Origin of the sequence: Sphingomonas sp. Xoc002 (genome assembly GCF_050408055.1) — a bacterium.
Lineage (GTDB): Bacteria > Pseudomonadota > Alphaproteobacteria > Sphingomonadales > Sphingomonadaceae > Sphingomonas > Sphingomonas yabuuchiae.
Map to the genome: position 1 here is coordinate 2,225,059 of NZ_CP191175.1, position 16,909 is coordinate 2,241,967.

At 65.4% G+C, this 16,909-nt stretch carries 14 protein-coding genes; 6 read left to right on the forward strand and 8 right to left on the reverse strand.

All coding sequences use genetic code 11. The features are described from left to right. Positions 1–78: 78 nt before the first annotated feature. Positions 79–3,567, reverse strand: coding sequence for a DNA polymerase III subunit alpha (dnaE, locus tag ACQR50_RS09895; RefSeq protein WP_428968185.1), 3,489 nt, complete (start codon positions 3,565–3,567; stop codon positions 79–81). Between the two features lie 112 nt (positions 3,568–3,679). Here dnaE and ACQR50_RS09900 point away from each other — a divergent pair, with 112 nt between their 5' ends. Next, positions 3,680–4,252, forward strand: coding sequence for an HdeD family acid-resistance protein (locus tag ACQR50_RS09900; RefSeq protein WP_428968186.1), 573 nt, complete (start codon positions 3,680–3,682; stop codon positions 4,250–4,252). Between the two features lie 47 nt (positions 4,253–4,299). On the opposite strand, the gene ACQR50_RS09905 is transcribed toward ACQR50_RS09900, so the two are convergent. From ACQR50_RS09905 to ACQR50_RS09925, 5 genes are all read right to left on the reverse strand, one after another. Then, positions 4,300–4,779: a glutathione peroxidase gene (locus tag ACQR50_RS09905; protein ID WP_428968187.1), complete on the reverse strand. Its 480-nt coding sequence runs from the start codon at positions 4,777–4,779 to the stop codon at positions 4,300–4,302. After that, the gene (locus tag ACQR50_RS09910) at positions 4,776–5,369 is read right to left on the reverse strand and encodes a GNAT family N-acetyltransferase (RefSeq protein ID WP_428968188.1); all 594 of its coding nucleotides are present in this window, start codon (positions 5,367–5,369) and stop codon (positions 4,776–4,778) included. Before ACQR50_RS09910 ends, ACQR50_RS09905 begins: the two co-directional genes overlap by 4 nt. Next, positions 5,366–6,085, reverse strand: a complete 720-nt coding sequence (locus ACQR50_RS09915; RefSeq protein ID WP_380773210.1) for an ABC transporter ATP-binding protein — start codon at positions 6,083–6,085, stop codon at positions 5,366–5,368. The genes ACQR50_RS09910 and ACQR50_RS09915 overlap by 4 nt, the downstream gene beginning before the upstream one ends. Further along, positions 6,078–7,328, reverse strand: coding sequence for a lipoprotein-releasing ABC transporter permease subunit (locus ACQR50_RS09920; protein WP_428968189.1), 1,251 nt, complete (start codon positions 7,326–7,328; stop codon positions 6,078–6,080). Before ACQR50_RS09920 ends, ACQR50_RS09915 begins: the two co-directional genes overlap by 8 nt. A gap of 664 nt (positions 7,329–7,992) precedes the next feature. Further along, the gene (locus ACQR50_RS09925) at positions 7,993–10,434 is read right to left on the reverse strand and encodes a TonB-dependent receptor (RefSeq protein ID WP_428968190.1); all 2,442 of its coding nucleotides are present in this window, start codon (positions 10,432–10,434) and stop codon (positions 7,993–7,995) included. A gap of 245 nt (positions 10,435–10,679) precedes the next feature. Between ACQR50_RS09925 and ACQR50_RS09930 the strand changes: the two genes are divergently transcribed. Next, the gene (locus tag ACQR50_RS09930; protein WP_184104078.1) at positions 10,680–11,156 is read left to right on the forward strand and encodes an Hsp20 family protein; all 477 of its coding nucleotides are present in this window, start codon (positions 10,680–10,682) and stop codon (positions 11,154–11,156) included. 307 nt (positions 11,157–11,463) lie between these two features. On the opposite strand, the gene ACQR50_RS09935 is transcribed toward ACQR50_RS09930, so the two are convergent. Continuing rightward, entirely contained in the window at positions 11,464–13,113 is a 1,650-nt protein-coding gene (locus tag ACQR50_RS09935; RefSeq protein ID WP_428968191.1) for a CTP synthase, read from the reverse strand. Positions 13,114–13,219: 106 nt separating this feature from the next. Continuing rightward, a complete protein-coding gene (secG, locus tag ACQR50_RS09940) occupies positions 13,220–13,585 on the reverse strand; it encodes a preprotein translocase subunit SecG (protein WP_042482793.1) in 366 nt (121 codons plus the stop codon). Between the two features lie 287 nt (positions 13,586–13,872). Between secG and ACQR50_RS09945 the strand changes: the two genes are divergently transcribed. The 4 genes from ACQR50_RS09945 to zwf are packed head-to-tail and all read left to right on the forward strand — an operon-like array spanning position 13,873 to position 16,899. Beyond that, positions 13,873–14,193: a MarR family transcriptional regulator gene (locus tag ACQR50_RS09945; RefSeq protein ID WP_042482995.1), complete on the forward strand. Its 321-nt coding sequence runs from the start codon at positions 13,873–13,875 to the stop codon at positions 14,191–14,193. Continuing rightward, the gene (locus tag ACQR50_RS09950) at positions 14,129–14,503 is read left to right on the forward strand and encodes an SH3 domain-containing protein (RefSeq protein WP_428968192.1); all 375 of its coding nucleotides are present in this window, start codon (positions 14,129–14,131) and stop codon (positions 14,501–14,503) included. Before ACQR50_RS09945 ends, ACQR50_RS09950 begins: the two co-directional genes overlap by 65 nt. Beyond that, a complete protein-coding gene (gene argC / locus ACQR50_RS09955; RefSeq protein WP_428968193.1) occupies positions 14,500–15,426 on the forward strand; it encodes an N-acetyl-gamma-glutamyl-phosphate reductase in 927 nt (308 codons plus the stop codon). Before ACQR50_RS09950 ends, argC begins: the two co-directional genes overlap by 4 nt. A gap of 9 nt (positions 15,427–15,435) precedes the next feature. Continuing rightward, positions 15,436–16,899, forward strand: coding sequence for a glucose-6-phosphate dehydrogenase (zwf, locus tag ACQR50_RS09960; RefSeq protein ID WP_428968194.1), 1,464 nt, complete (start codon positions 15,436–15,438; stop codon positions 16,897–16,899). Positions 16,900–16,909: the final 10 nt, after the last annotated feature.

Sequence of the window (16,909 nt, forward strand, 5' to 3'; positions counted from 1 at the left end):
CTTCGCCATGATAGAGGACCATCACCCGCTTTCGCACGAGGCACGGGGTTCGCCGCGCATCGGCTGATGCGCGCGCGCCTACCCCACTAAGGCCAACCGCGCCTCGGACGACTTCATCGCCACCGCCTTCACCCCGGGCAGATCCTCGATATGGCTGGCCAGTTCGGCGTCGAGCAGGAAATTACGGCCGAGCGTCAGCAAGGTATCGCCGTCCTGCCCCTCGATCCGCGCGCGTACTTCGCCCCGGCCGTTGCGCAGCGGGTCCAACATCGCATGCAGCGCCTTGAACGCCACCTTGTCGGTCACCGTCACTTCCACCACGAACTTGGCGGTGCTGGCCAAGCCGTCGAACAGCTGGACGCGCTTGATGCTGACGCGCGGCGCTTCCTCGCCCGGTCGGCGATCCAGCTCGACGGTGATGAGCGCGCAATGTCCCTCCTTCGCCGCCTTTTCCAGATCGGCCGCCACCGAATCGTCGAAACAGGTCGCCAGGAACTGCCCGGTCGCATCCGATAGTTGCGCCATCATGTAGCGCTTGCCGCGTGCCGAGGTCCGCCAGCGCGCATCCTCGACCAGCGCCGCCATGGTCGCGCCGATCCGCGCGCCGTCATCGGGGATGATCAGCTCGGTCAGCGAGGTATAGGTGCGCGCACCGTGCATCTTGGCGATATGCGCGTGGCGATCGACGGGATGCGCCGAGAAATAGAAGCCGAACGCCTCCTTTTCCTGCTCCATCCGCTGCGACAGGGTCCAGCGGGTGCCGGTCGGCAGCTTGATCGCGTCGCCCGCCACCTCGGTTTCGCCGAACAGGCCGCCCTGCCCGCTCGTCCGCCCCTCATGGGTGCGCGCGGCGATGGCGAGCACGGTCTCGGCCACCGCATGGACACCCGCCCGGTTGGGCTCGATCCCGTCGAACGCCCCTGCCGAGGCCAGGGTCTCCAGCTGGCGCTTGTTCATCAATCGCGGATCGACCCGCTTGGCCAGCGCATCGAGCGAGTCGAACGCACCACCCGCCTGTCGCTCGACGACCAGCTTCTCCATCGCGCCCTCACCCACCGACTTCAGCGCGCCCAGCGCGTAGCGGACGGCCAGGCCATCCTCATGCGCCTCGACATCGAATTCGGCCTGGCTGGCGTTGATGCAGGGCGGCAGCATCGTCACGCCCAGACGCCGCGCATCATCGACGAAGATGGCCAGCTTGTCGGTCAGCGCCATGTCGTAGCACATCGACGCGGCATAGAATTCATGCGGGTGATGCGCCTTCAGCCATGCGGTCTGATAGGCGAGCAGCGCATAGGCGGCCGCATGGCTCTTGTTGAAGCCATAGCCTGCGAACTTGTCGATCAAGTCGAACAGCTCATTGGCCTTTTGCGCGGGGATGCCGTTCACCTCCTGGCATCCCTTGACGAAGATGGCGCGCTGCGCGTCCATCTCCGCCTTCACCTTCTTGCCCATCGCGCGGCGGAGAAGATCGGCGCCGCCCAGCGAATAACCCGCCAGGATCTGGGCGGCCTGCATCACCTGTTCCTGATAGACGAAGATGCCATAGGTCTCGGACAGTATCTGTTCGAGCAGGGGATGCGGGTAGATGATCTCCTCGGTCCCCTGCTTGCGGCGACCGAAGCTGGGGATATTGTCCATCGGGCCCGGCCGATAGAGCGATACGAGCGCGATGATATCGCCGAAATTGGTCGGGCGTACGGCGGACAGGGTGCGCCGCATGCCCTCAGATTCCAGCTGGAACACGCCGACCGTGTCGCCCTTCTGGAGCAGGCCATAGGTCGCCTCATCGTCCCAGGCGAGCGCGCCCAGATCGACCTCGACCCCGCGCTTGGCGAGCAGCTGCACCGCCTTTTGCAGGACGGACAGGGTCTTCAGGCCGAGGAAGTCGAACTTGACCAGCCCAGCGCCCTCGACGAACTTCATGTCGAACTGCGTGACCGGCATGTCCGAGCGCGGATCGCGATAGAGCGGCACCAGCTGCGCCAGCGGACGGTCGCCGATCACCACGCCGGCGGCGTGGGTCGAGCTGTGGCGCGGCAGGCCCTCCAGCTTGGTGGCGAGGTCGAGCAGGCGGCGGACCTGGTTGTCGTTGGCGTACTCCTTCGCCAACTCCGGCACGCCGTTCAGCGCGCGCTTCAGGTCCCAGGGGTCGGTCGGGTGGTTGGGTACCAGCTTGGCAAGGCGGTCGACCTGGCCATAGCTCATCTGGAGCACGCGGCCGGTGTCCTTGAGCACGGCGCGCGCCTTCAGCTTACCGAAGGTGATGATCTGCGCGACCTGATCTCGGCCGTATTTCTCCTGCACGTAGCGGATGACCTCGCCACGCCGGGTTTCGCAAAAGTCGATGTCGAAGTCGGGCATCGACACGCGTTCCGGGTTGAGGAAGCGCTCGAACAGCAGGCCCAGCTTCAGGGGATCGAGATCGGTGATGGTCAGCGCCCAGGCGACGACCGAACCTGCACCCGAACCACGACCCGGACCGACGGGAATGTCGTGATCCTTGGCCCATTTGATGAAGTCGGCGACGATCAGGAAGTAGCCGGGAAAGCCCATCTGGATGATGATGTCGACCTCGAACGTCAGGCGTTCGTGATAGGCCTCGCGCCAGCCGGGTTCGCCCTCGCCCTCCAGTTCGGCGATGCGGTCGAGCCGGGCGTTCAGACCGGCGGTCGCGTCGCGGCGGAGCATTGCCGCCTCGCCCTCGCGGTCGCCCGCGAGGCTGGGGAGGATGGGCTTGCGCCACGGCGCCATCACCGCGCAACGCTGGGCGACGACCAATGTGTTTTCGATCGCTTCGGGCAGATCGGCGAACAGCTGCTTCATCATCTCGGCGGGCTTGAGCCACGCCTCGGGACAGCTTTTGGGGCGATCGTCCATTTCGACATAGGTCGAATTGGCGATGCACAGCATGGCGTCATGCGCGTCCCGGAAACCGCTATCGGTGAAACAGCAGGGGTTGGTCGCGACCAGGGGCAGGTTGCGATCATATGCCAGGTCGATCAGGTCCTGTTCGGCCGCCATCTCGATGGGATCGTCGCGGCGGGCGAGTTCGACATAGAGCCGGTCGCCGAAGATCGCCTGAAGCCGGTCGGCATAGGCTTTCGCCCGATCCGGCTGCCCCTCGGCGAACAGGCGGGCGATACCGCCCTCGCCACCGGCAGTCAGTGCGATCAGGCCCTTGCTGAACGTCTCCAGCGTGTCGAAGCCGACATGCGCGGCGAGTTCGATCGGGCGATCCAGATGCGCCGCCGACACCAGCGCGCACAGATTGTCATAACCGGTCACGTCCTGCGCATAGAGCGCGATCCAGTCGACCACCGCGCCGACATTGTCGGGCATGTCCGGACGCGCGATGCCCAGCATCGTGCCGATGACCGGCTGCACGCCTGTCTTCTTCGCGGCGTCCGAAAAGGCCATCGCGGCATAAAGACCGTTGCGATCCGTCAACCCGGCGGCGGGAAAGGCATTCGCCTTGGCCTGCGCCGCAATCGCCTTGGGATCGATCGCGCCGTCGAGCATCGTGAACGAGGAAAAGATGCGAAGCGGCACATATCCGGAATGCATTGCCCATCCCTACCCGACCGAGCGTGATTCGACCAGTGCGGAACCCGGCCGCCGGAACACTGCTCAAGCCGATCCGTTACGGCAACAGAAGGACTTATCCAGATCAGGGCGAATGAAGATGACCGATACCGACCGATCCTTTGCCACCTCCTTGCGGCCCGGCGCGGGTTGGGGTTGGATTTTGGCCTATGGCATCGTGTCGGCGCTGCTCGGGCTGGCCGCGTTCCTGTTTCCCGTTCCGGCGACCTTGGCCGCGACGCTGGTGATCGGGGCGTTCCTGATCGCATCGGGTCTGGTGTCGATCGGCGCAGGCATTTTCGGCAAGGGGCATGAGGGACGCGGCTATGCGATCGGGTTCGGCCTCGTAACGCTGATCATCGGACTGATCATGGCGTTCGAGCCCGCGACGGGTGCGATCTCGATCACGCTGCTCGTGGCGGTGTGGCTGGGCTTGCGCGGCGCGCTGGAGATCGGGCTGGGCGCGCGGATGCGGCGGCGGCGCGGGTGGATGATCGCGCTGGGGGTGCTGAACATTCTGCTGGCGCTGTTCGTACTGGCGACGCTGCCGTGGAGCGCGATGACGCTGCCGGGTTACATCCTGGGGCTGAGCTTCCTGTTCGGCGGGATCACCGCCATCGCCTCGGCGCTGGATCATAAGAAAGGCGCGAGCGCGTTTTCCATTTGAAGGTGTTGCGTGGCCTTCGACATCGCTCGGCTGAACGGAGATAGAGGCTAAAGCAACCCCTCGATATCCTTGACCATATCCTCGGGCTTGGTCGTCGGCGCATACCGCCCGAGCACCTGCCCATCCCGGCCGACGAGAAACTTGGTGAAGTTCCACTTGATCGCCTTCGTCCCCAGCACGCCCGGAGCTTCCGTCTTCAACCACTGGAACAGCGGATCGGCGTCGTCGCCATTGACGTCGATCTTCGCCATGACGGGGAAGCCGACATCATAGGTCAGCGAGCAGAAGCTCGCGATTTCCGCCGCATCGCCCGGCTCCTGTGCACCGAACTGGTTACAGGGAAAACCCAGCACGGTCAGGCCCTGCCCCTCGAAACGACGGTGCAGCGCCTCCAGTCCCTCATATTGCGGGGTGAAGCCGCATTTGGACGCGGTGTTGACGATCAGCAGCACGCGCCCCGCATAGCGCGCCATGTCCACGACCGAGCCATCCGCCGCCTTGACGGTAAAATCCGCGATACCGCTCATGCGTGCTTCCCCAGCAGATAGTCGAGATTGGCGCGGACGCCCGGCCATTCGCGGTCGATGATCGAATAGACGACGCTGTCGCGGATGCGGCCATCGGCCATCACCTGATGCCCGCGCAGCACGCCATCCTTTTTCGCACCCAGCCGCTCGATCGCCCGCTGGCTGCGCGCGTTGAGCGCGTCGGTGCGAATCTGAATCGCCTGGCACGCCATCGCCTCGAAGGCATGGCCCAGCAGCATCCGCTTCGCCTCGGTATTGACGCCGGTCCGCTGGACCCGGGTGGCGTAGAAGGTGCCGCCGATCTCCAGCCGTCGATGCTGCGGCGCAATCCGCATATAGCGCGTCGTACCGACCACCTCGCCGCCCGGCGTCTCGACCGTGAAGATCAGGGCGCGGCCGACGTCACGCTCCTTCAACGCCGCCGCCAGCCAGCGCTCGGGCGTCTTCATCATCGACACATTGGCGTAAAAGATGTTCCACAGGTCGCCTTCTCGCGCCGCCTCGACCAAAGCGGGCAGGTCGGCCTCGACAAAGGGGCGAAGCGTGACGTGGCGGCCGGTCAGCGTCGGCGTCTCGGTCCAGACGCTCATTGCAGGCGGCCTTCGTGCAGGCGAACCACCCGGTCCATCTTGAGCGCCAGCCGCTCGTTATGCGTCGCGACCAGCGCCGCAGAGCCCTCGCCGCGCACCAGCCGCAGGAACTCGGCCAGCACGATTTCGGAGGTATGCTCGTCCAGATTGCCGGTCGGCTCGTCGGCCAGCACCAAGGGCGGCTGGTTGGCGAGCGCGCGGGCGACGGCGACGCGCTGCTGCTCGCCGCCCGACAGCTGGCTCGGCCGATGGGTCAACCGGTGGCCCAGTCCCAGCGCGGTCAACAGTCCCTTGGCGCGCGCCTCGGCATCGGCGGGCAGCTTACCCTGGACGAGTTGCGGCAGGACGACATTCTCGATCGCGTTGAAGTCGGGCAGCAGATGGTGGAACTGATAGACGAAGCCCAGATGATCGCGCCGCGCGATGGTGCGGCCATGCGAGTCGAGCTTCGACACCTCCTCGCCCGCGATACGGATCGAACCGGAAAAACCGCCCTCCAGCAGGCCGACCGCCTGGAGCAGGGTCGATTTGCCCGAACCCGACGGCCCGAGCAGCGCCACGATCTCGCCCGGCGCGATGGCCAGGTCGACGCCGCGCAGCACCTCGATCGTCTGGCCGCCCTGCGTGAAGCTGCGCGACAATTCTCGGGTCGCCAGTACCGGCTCGGCGGCGTGGGGCTGGGCCACCGTTCCCATGCGGATGATCGGATCATTCATAGCGCAGCACCTGAACCGGGTCCGTGCTCGCCGCCTTCCAGGCGGGGTAGAGCGTGGCGAGGAAAGAGAAGACGAGCGCCATCGACGCGATCACGACGATCTCGACCGGATCGGTCTTGGACGGCAGCTCGGTGAGGTAGCGGATCGACGGGTCCCAGAGATTCTGCCCCGTCACGAACTGGACGAAGTTCACCACGCCCTGGCGATAGAACAGGAACACCGCGCCCAGCCCCAGCCCGGCGACCGTCCCCAACGCGCCGATGGTGGTGCCCACCGTCATGAAGATGCGCATCAGGCCACCCCGCGTCGCACCCATCGTCCGCAGGATCGCGATGTCGCGCGTCTTGGCGCGGACCAGCATGATCAGCGAGGACAGGATGTTGAACACCGCGACCAGGATGATGATCGACAGCACGGTGAACATCGCCACCCGCTCGACCGCCAGCGCCTCGAACAGCTGCGCGTTCATCGTCCGCCAATCGGCGATGACCGCACGGCCGCCCAGCTTGTCCGCCAGCGGGGCGAGGATCTGGCCCACCCGGTCGGCGTCGACCGTCTGTACTTCGACCATGCCGACCGTGTCGCCCATCAGCAGCAGGGTCTGCGCATCCTCAATGGGCATGATGACATAGGCCTTGTCATAGTCGTACACGCCGATCTCGAAGATGGCGCCGACCGTATAGCTGACGATGCGCGGCACCGTGCCGAACGGGGTCGTCTGCCCCTGCGGACTGATCAGCGAGATTTCCGAGCCGACCTGTGCGCCCAGCGCCTCGGCCAGGCGGCTGCCGATCGCGATGCGGCCGCTGCCCGGCGTGACGCTGTTCAGATTGCCCATGTTGATCTTGGAGCGGATGGCCGAGTTGCCACGGATGTCGGCGACGCGCATGCCGCGGACCAGCACCGCCTCGACCCGGCCGTTATAGCTGGACATCAGCGGCTGTTCGATCATCGGCACCGCGCTGGTGACGCCGGGCGTGGCGCGCGCATCACGCACGATGTCGCGCCAGTCGGGCAGGCGTCCGCCCACCCCCTGCACCACCGCATGGCCGTTGAGACCGACGATCTTGTCGAACAACTCGGCGCGAAAGCCGTTCATGACGCTCATGACGATGACGAGCGCGGCGACGCCCAGCATGACCGCGACCAGGCTGATCGAGGCGACCAGGAAAATGAACGCCTCTCCCTTGCCCGGCAGCAGATAGCGCCGGGCGATCATCCGTTCATAACGTGACAGGATCATTGATGTCCGATCGATCCATGGAGAAACTGAAAAGCCCAAGGGCTGTACGGGCGGCGCCCGGTGCTGGCAATGCCGCGCCCGGTCCGCGCTGGCAAACGGCCGACCCGCCCCATTGTTGCGCGCGCGCCACACAAGCGGCGCAATCGTAGCAAGGATGCCGCAAGAGGGATGACAAGCGGCCCTGCCGTGCCGTACCACAATCTCACTGAGACACAGGCAGCAACGGCCGTGGTTCGGGGATTGCTCCAACGCTCACCCAACGAGGTTGATGCGGGAGCGGAAAAAGGGGGCTGACGAGCGATCGTCACGCAGGCGCCCGGATCGGAAACGGTCCGGGCGTTTGGCATTTCCGGCACGATCACATGCCATCCCTCGAAAAGCCGCCGGAACCGGCTGGGAAACGGGGAGCTTCCAAACTTCCGTCCCCAGATGCCGGCCCGGCGCCCGTTCACGGGACTGTCGCTATACCAGATCAAGATGAACCGAATGTGGACGGGTCGGGTGATTCGGCCTTTTCAATCCTCCCCATCTCGGATGGGGAGGGGGACCGCTCGCGTCAGCGAGGGGTGGAGGGGCAAGCGACGCTCGCGAACATCCCTGCCCCTCCACCACCGGGCTGACGCCCGGCGGTCCCCCTCCCCAAGCAAGCTTGGGGAGGAATTGATCAGAACGACTTGGAAATCGTGAACCCGTAGGTCCTCGGATCGCCCGGCTGCCCCACGATCAGCCCCGTCGACCCCGACTGGGTCGCCAGCAATTCATAGTAATTGTGATCGAACAGGTTACGCACCCAGACAAAGGCGTTCCAGCTGCCCGGCGCCTTGAACCCGGCGCGTATGTTGGACAGGCTGTAACCATTGATATCGGTATAGGCCGAACGCGACGGGTTGGACGAGAATTTCGACCGGTAACTGCCGTCGTAACCCAGGTAGAATTGCCCCTCGGTCCCCGCCACGGTCGCAGGCAGGTCATACTCCGCACCATAGGAAAAGGCCCAGCGCGACACGCCCGGCAGCCACTGGCCCGAGATGTCGCAATAGGGCAGCGACGCCCCCGGCGTGCCCGCCGCCGCCGGGGTGCCGACGATCTGGCCGTTCACCACCGGCAGCGCGGTGCCCCCCGACAGCTCGGGCGGGCATGGCGCATTGGTGAAGCGGGTATAGCGCGCGTCGGTAAAGGCCGCATTGGCATAGACGTTGAACCGGCTGGTCGGACGGAAGGCCGAGTCGATCTCCACCCCGCGCGTCCGCACGCGGCCCGCATTGGCCAGATAGCCGCGCAGGACGTTGACCTGGAGGTTGTTCACCGTCGCCTGATAATCGCCGATCTCGGTCCAGAAGCCCGCGATGTTCACGGTCGCGCGGCGGTCGGCGAACTGGGTCTTCAGCCCCAGCTCGAAATGATTGACCTTTTCGGGACGCACCGTCTGCGTCGCCAGGATCGGGTTGTTCTGCGCATCGAGCGGCAAGCCCGACAGGTTGATGCCGCCCGACTTATAGCTGCGCGCATAGGTCGCATAATAATGGACGTTCGGGTTGAACTCATAGGCGACGGTCAGATCGCCCGACAGGTTCCAGTTGGTGAAGGACGGCGTGTAATTCTGCGGCGCGAGAACCCCGCGCTGGTCGCTGGTCAGCGTGGTCGAACCCGCCCCGTTGGTCACCAGCGAGACATAGGAGCCATCCTTGCGATCGTAATTGAGCCGCAAGCCGGGTGAGACCGACAGGCGATCGTCGACATGCCAGGTCAGCTTGCCGAACAGGGCGGCCGAGGTGTTCGTAAAGCCGATCGTGTTGCGCGAGGTCAGGCCGTTCAGCGTCGCCGGATTGCGACCGCCTGCACTGGTCGGGTTCAGCAGGAAGGCGCTCGCCGCCGGTCCCTGGACCTGAAGCCCCTGCGTGTCGATCGACTGCCAGAAATAAAAGGCGCCCAATACATAATCGAGCGTCCGCTTGCCGTTCGACGCAATGCGCAGTTCCTGGGTCACCTGGCTTTGCTGCGACGGATTGGCCGAGACGGTGGTGATGGGCAGGCCGATGAAGTCGCGGTCGTTCGACGGGTCCCAATGCCAGAAGCGCCAGGCCGACACGCTGGTCAGCGTCGCGTCCCCCACATCCCAGTTCGCAACCAGCGACAGACCGCCCAGTTCCTGCCTGGCGCGCAGATCGGTATCGACATCGGTCAGCCGGTCGAAGGCATTGGTCGACGGCACGGTATAGCCCTGCGCCGCCGCCAGTGCGGCATATTGCCGGTTGAGTGGGCGCTGCGTCGCCCCCACCCGCGCATAATATTGGACGCAGCAATTGGGGTTCTGCCGCGCATAATCGCCCGACAGGGTCAGGTCGAGCGTCGGTGTCGCGTGCCAGAGAAACTGGCTGCGCAGCGACAGATTGTCCTGGCTGTTCTGCCATTCCTGCTGGCGCGTATTGTAGATGGTACCGCGCCGCGTGGTGATCGAGGTCGACAAGCGGACCGCCACCTTGTCGTCGACCAGCGGACCGGACACCGACGCCTTGCCCTGGAAGAAGTCGTAATTGCCCGCGCTCAGTTCGACCCGCGCCTCGGGCGTGAAGCTCGGCGGACGGGTGATGATGTTGATCGCGCCCGCCGTGGTGTTCTTTCCATAGAGCGTGCCCTGCGGCCCGCGCAGCACCTCGATCCGCTCGGTATCGGTGAAGTCGAACGTCGCCGAGGCGATGCGGCTGTAATAGACCTGATCGACATAGATGCCGACGCCCTGTTCGATCCCGTCATTGGTCAGCCCGAACGGCGCGCCCAGCCCGCGGATATTGGCGGCGGAATTGCGCGGGTTGGTCGAGTAGAATTGCAGCGTCGGCTGGATCTGGGTCAGGCGATTGACATTGTACGTCCCCGTCTCGGCCAGCGCGGTGCCGCCGATCACCGACATGGCGATGGGCACCGACTGGATCGTCTCGGCCCGGCGGCGCGCGGTGACGACGACATCGCCCCCGCCCTGCTGCGCGGTGCCCAGCCGTCCTTCGTCGCGCCGGGGCTGGGGGGTCTGCTGTTCGGCATTCGGATCGGCTTGCGGATTGGCAGCGGCGGTCGTCTGCGCCGCCAGGATCAAGGCCAGGGTCAAGGACATGGAAGCTCCCCTTTTGATTTCATCTCCTATTCACACATCGTTCTAGTAGGCATTCAAGCCCGCCATGGCTTGGGATGAGCGAAGATTTGCTTTTCGATCCTCAAACGCTCTTGAAGCGCATTCCGTATGAACCATATCGGTTCGCGTGCGGTGCCGGTATCGGGCCGCACGGATAGGTCGAACCGCCCCGCGCCGGAGTGGATCGGCCGATCCCGTTTCAATTCGCTTCTGATGGAGGTTTTGACATGCGTATCGACCTGACTCCGTATCGCCGCTCGACCATCGGCTTCGACCGGCTGTTCGATCTGCTGGAGGCCAATTCGCGGGCCGCTTCGGCGGAGAATTATCCCCCCTTCAACCTCGAGCGTCTGGCCGACGACCGATACCGCATCACGTTGGCGGTGGCCGGTTTCGCGCGTGACGAGATCGAGATCACCGCGCAGCAGAACATGCTGCTCGTCACCGGCAAGAAGGATGACAAGGCGAACTCGCCCAACTTCCTGCATGTCGGCATCGCCAATCGCTCGTTCGAGCGGCGCTTCGAACTGGCGGACTTCGTGTTCGTCGAGGATGCGCGCCTGAACGACGGCCTGCTCGTCATCGACCTCGTTCGCGAGGTGCCCGAGGCGATGAAGCCCAAGACGATCGCGATCAAGACGGGCCAGCCGCTCGCCGCGGTGGAGCATCACGCCGGTGAGGCCGACGAGGCCAAGGCGGCGTAAGCAAGCTCGACGTCTTTCCCTCCCTAAAGACGTCGCGGGGCGTCCGGACCGACGGGTCCGGGCGCCTTTTGTTTGGAGCTGAGCGCATAGAGCTAGCCCTGCTCCTCGCCAGGCTCGCTTAGGGAGGCGGACCATCGCGCCAGCGATGGTGGTGGGGCGATGACGGACCGGCCATGCCCCTCCACCACGCCCTTCGGGCGCGGTCCCCCTCCCCGAGCGAAGCTCAGGGAGGAATAGATTTGCTCCCGTTCACGCCCCGCCCAAAAGAAAAACCCCGCCTCCATCATCTGGGGGCGGGGTTCTTAAATCACACCAACCGGCTCTGCTTGACCGCCGCTTCGATGAAGCTGGCGAAGAGCGGGTGCGGGTCGAAGGGCTTGGACTTCAGTTCGGGGTGGAACTGCACGCCGACGAACCAGGGATGGTCCGGCCGCTCGACGATTTCGGGCAGCGTGCCGTCGGGCGACATGCCGCTGAACACCAGGCCGCCCTTTTCCAGCGCGTCCTTATAGGTGGTGTTCACCTCATAGCGGTGACGATGCCGTTCCGAGATGTCTTCGCCGCCATAGATCGACGCGACGACGCTGTTGCCCGCCAGCTTGGCGTCATAGGCACCCAGGCGCATCGTGCCGCCCATGTCGCCGCTGGCCTCGCGCTTCTCCAGACCGTCGCGGCCCATCCACTCGGTGATGAGGCCGACGATCGGCTCGGAGGTCGGACCGAACTCGGTCGAGGAGGCGTCGGCGATGCCCGCCAGGTTCCGCGCGCCTTCGACGCAGGCCATCTGCATGCCGAAGCAGATGCCGAAATAGGGCACGCGACGTTCGCGAGCGAAGCGCACCGCCTCGATCTTGCCCTGCGCGCCGCGCTCGCCGAACGCGCCGGGGACCAGGATGGCGTGGCAGGGTTCCAGCTGCTGCGCGATTTCGCTCTCGTCGCCCTCGAACAGCTCGGCGTCGATCCAGCGGATATGGACCTTCACCTTGTTGGCGATGCCGCCATGCACCAGCGCTTCGTTCAGCGACTTGTACGCGTCCTGCAGGCCGACATATTTGCCGACCACGCCGATCGTCACTTCGCCTTCCGGGTTGACCAGACGGTCGACGATCTCGGTCCAGCGCGACAGATCGGGCGCACCCTCGGGCTCGATACCGAAGGCGCGGAGCACTTCCGAATCGAGACCTTCGGCATGGTACTGGAGCGGCACCGCATAGATGCTCTTGGCGTCCAGCGCCGGGATCACGGCCGAGGGCGGCACGTTGCAGAACAGGCCGATCTTGGCACGATCCGAGGCGGGCAGCGGATGCTCGCAGCGGCAGACCAGCACGTCAGGAGCGACGCCCAGCGCCGCGATCTCGCGCACCGAATGCTGGGTCGGCTTGGTCTTCAGCTCGCCTGCCGCCGCGATGTACGGCACCAGCGTGACGTGGATGCTGATCGACTTGCCGCGGCCCAGCTCGTTCTTGAGCTGGCGGATCGCCTCGATGAAGGGCAGCGACTCGATATCGCCGACCGTCCCGCCGATCTCGCAGAGGATGAAGTCGATCTCCTTGCCGTTCTCGTCGAGCGTATCGGCCTTGGCGAACGCCTTGATCGCATCGGTGACGTGCGGGATCACCTGGACGGTGGCACCCAGATAGTCGCCGCGCCGCTCGCGCTCGATGATCGTCTTGTAGATCCGGCCCGAGGTCACATTGTCCGACTGGCGCGAAGACACGCCGGTGAACCGCTCATAGTGACCCAGGTCGAGATCGGTCTCGGCCCCATCGTCGGTCACATAGACTTCGCCATGCTGATACGGGCTCATCGTGCCCGGATCGACGTTGAGATAGGGATCGAACTTGCGGATGCGAACGCTGTAGCCGCGTGCCTGCAAGAGAGCCGCAAGAGAGGCCGCCATGAGGCCTTTGCCGAGCGACGAAACCACGCCGCCGGTGATGAAGATATACCGCGCCATGGGAAGAATCGCCTAGCTTGGATGGGGTGGATACGACAACAGCAAAGATGCGCGCCGCCGGAAAATATCGGCGGCGCGTTGGCCTATGCTGCGATGGAAACGAGGTTTAGCGGGCGAGCGGAACCGCCGAATTGTCCGCCGGGGCCTGGGCAGGAGCCGCACCGGTCGGGACCGGGGCGGGCGCGGGCTGGGTGATGGGCGCCTGAGTCGCGGGCGTGCGAGCCAGCGAGGTATCGATGGCGGGCGCGCCGCGCGTCGCGGCCAGTACGGCCAGCAGGATCGAGAAGCCGACGAACGCAGTCGCCAGCACCGCCGTCGCACGGCTGAGGAAGTCCGCCGCGCCGCGCGCCGACATCAGCCCCGACGGGCTGCCCCCCATGCCCAGACCGCCGCCTTCCGACCGCTGCATGAGGATCACCGTGACCAGGGTCGCGGCGATGATGGCGTGGATGACGAGCAGAAATGCGAACATGAGGCGCGTATGATCCCGAACAAGGGGTGTGCGAAAGCGCGCACATAGGCGACGTACGTGGCGGGATCAACCATGCGGCTGGCCGACGCCCCCTTCCCTGCCATCCGATGGGCTGAAAAGGTTCCGGAAAATCCCTGACCCAAGTTGTTCATCTCATCGGAACAGGAGTGAAACCACCGCGGATAAGCGGCGTTATGACAACGAAACAACGCCCGGCAAAGCCCGGCACAGCCATTGGAATCGCCATCGTGTCCAACCCGCACGACCCGCAGTCGCTGTTCGCCTGGATGAGCGCCCTTGTCGATTATGTCCGGTCGGGCGAACCCGATCTGACCAATCGGCAAATGGCTTTGCTGCTCGTCGTATATCTTCGCCCCGGCCCCCATACGGTACGCGGTTTGGCGCGCGCCTTGAACGTCTCGAAACCTGTCGTTACCCGCGCCTTGAATAGACTGGGAACGCTGGGCTATCTGCGCCGCCAACGCGATGATAGCGACAAGCGTAACATCTTTGTCGCCAGGACACCTGAAGGGGCGGACTTTCTTGAAGAATTCGGACATTTCATCGGCGCTGGCGACGCCCCAGCCCTCCAGCGGGCCAACGCGTAAGAGCTTCGCCCTGCAGGGACGCACCGTCGGGCTCGACCCGCGCACCCATGCGGTTCGCCCCGATCTGGCCGATGTCCGGCTCGCTGAATACGTATTCGCGCCCCATTATGCCGCGCCCCTGCCCTACAGGACCCACGCGCCGGTGACACTGCGCGAGGGACGTGCCACGAACAGTACGGTCCTGGCCGAGTTGCGGTCGGGCGAGACGTTCGAGGTTCTGGAACTGGCGGGCGGCCATGCCTGGGGCATCGCGCCGAATCTCGGGCTGGTCGGCTATTGCGATGCGGGGCTGTTGGAGCGGGTGCAGTGACGAAGACGGTATTCATCGATGGCGGCGCGGGCACGACCGGGCTGGAGATCGCCGACCGGCTGGCGGGGCGCCCCGACCTGTCGATCCTGACCCTGCCCGATGATCGCCGCAAGGACGCCGACGCGCGCCGCGAAGCGATCAACGACGCCGATTTCGTCATCCTCTGCCTGCCCGACGATGCCGCGCGCGAGGCGGTGTCGCTGATCGCCAATGACCGGACCCGCGTGGTCGATGCCTCGACCGCGCACCGGACCGCCTCGGGCTGGGTCTATGGTTTCGCCGAGCTGGAGCCGGAGCAGCAGGACAGAATCGCCGCGGCGCGGTTCGTGTCCAATCCCGGCTGCTATCCGACCGGCTTCCTCGCCGTCGTCCGCCCGCTGGTGCGCGCCGGGATCATTCCGGCGGACTTCCCGGTGACGGTCAATGCCGCCTCGGGCTATTCGGGCGGCGGCAAGGCGATGATCGCCGAATATGAGACCGCCACCGAGCGCGCCTTCCGCCCCTATGGCCTGAGCCTCGCGCACAAGCACGCGCCGGAGATGCAGCGTCATTCGGGCCTGACCCATGCGCCGATCTTCGCGCCTGCCGTGGTCGACACCTATCGCGGCATGGTCGTCGAGGTGCCCCTGCCCCTTTACGCGCTGCCGGGCGCGCCCTCGCTCGACCGCGTGACGCAGGCGCTGGTCGAGGCCTATGCCGACAGCCGCATCGTGCGTTTTTCGGCGGATGCCGTAGCGGCGGTGAATATCGAGGAAAATGCCGGAACCGACCGGATGACCTTGCGTGTCTGCGGCAATGCGGCCACGGGACAGGCGCGACTGATCGCCACGCTCGACAATCTGGGCAAGGGTGCCGGGGGTGCGGCGGTCCAGAACCTGAATATCATGGCCGGGCTCGATCCGACCGCCGGCCTCGTGCTCTAAGGAGACGTCATGACGCGCAATCCCGTTGGCAAGCTGCTGCTGTTCGGCGCGACCGGCGACCTGTCGCAGCGGATGCTGCTGCCCTCGCTGTTCAACCTGCATTCGGACGGGCTGCTGCCCGAGGGGCTGACGATCACCGGCACCGCCCGGTCGGATCATGACGATGCCAGCTTCCGTGCGTTCGCGGCCAAGGCGCTCGACACCTTCCTGCCGGACGACCGCAAGGACGCCGACAAGATCGCCAGCTTCCTGGAGCGCGTGCAGTATCAGGCGCTCGACGCCTCCTCGACGGACGGCTTCCCGGCGCTGGCGGAGAAGGTCGGCGACGTGTCGAACGGCCTCGCCATCTATCTGTCGACCGCGCCCAGCCTGTTCGAGTCGACCATCAAGGGCCTCGAATCGGTCGGCCTGGCGGGCGATACGGTGCGGATCGGTCTGGAAAAGCCGCTCGGCTACGATCTCTCTTCGTCCAAGGAGATCAACGACGCGGTCGCCTTCGGCTTCCCCGAGGAGCGGACCTTCCGCATCGACCATTATCTGGGCAAGGAAACCGTCCAGAACATTCTGGCACTGCGCTTCGGCAATTTCTTCTTCGAGCCGATCTGGAACGCGCACGGCATCGACAATGTGCAGATCACCATCGCCGAGACGGTCGGTCTGGAGGATCGCGCGGGCTATTACGAGGGCGCAGGCGCGCTGCGCGACATGGTGCAGAACCATATCCTCCAGTTGCTCGCGCTCGTCGCGATGGAGCCGCCCGCGCGCTATGACGGCACCGCGATCCGCGACGAAAAGGCCAAGGTCTTCCGCTCGCTGCGCCTGATGACGCCCGAGGAAGTGCCCAACAACACCGTCACCGGCCAATATGCCGATGGCGCCGTCGGCGGCAAGATCGTCGGTTCCTATGCCGACGAGCTGGGCAAGCCGTCCAAGACCGAGACCTTCGTCGCGATCAAGGCGCATGTCGACAATTGGCGCTGGCAGGGTGTGCCCTTCTACCTGCGCACCGGCAAGCGCATGGCCGCGCGCCGGTCCGAGATCGCGATCCAGTTCAAGCCCGTACCGCACTCGATGTTCGCGGGGCGCGGCGGCCTGCTCCAGCCCAACACGCTGGTCATCCGCCTGCAGCCCGAGGAATATATCCAGCTGCTGGTGATGGCGAAGGAGCCGGGCCTCGACCGCGACGGCATCCGCCTGCGCGAAGTCCCGCTGAACCTGTCGCTCGACGCCGAGTTCGCAGGGACCCGCCGCCGCATCGCCTATGAGCGGCTGCTGCTCGACCTGATCGAGGGCGACCAGACACTGTTCGTCCGTCGCGACGAGGTGGAGGCGCAATGGACCTGGATCGACGCGATCCGCGCCGGTTGGGACGCCAACGACGTCAAGCCCAAGACCTATCCGAGCGGCAGCTGGGGCCCCTCCTCCGCCATCGCGCTGACCGAGCGTGACGGGGTGCACTGGCAGGACGACTGATCGCCGCCGC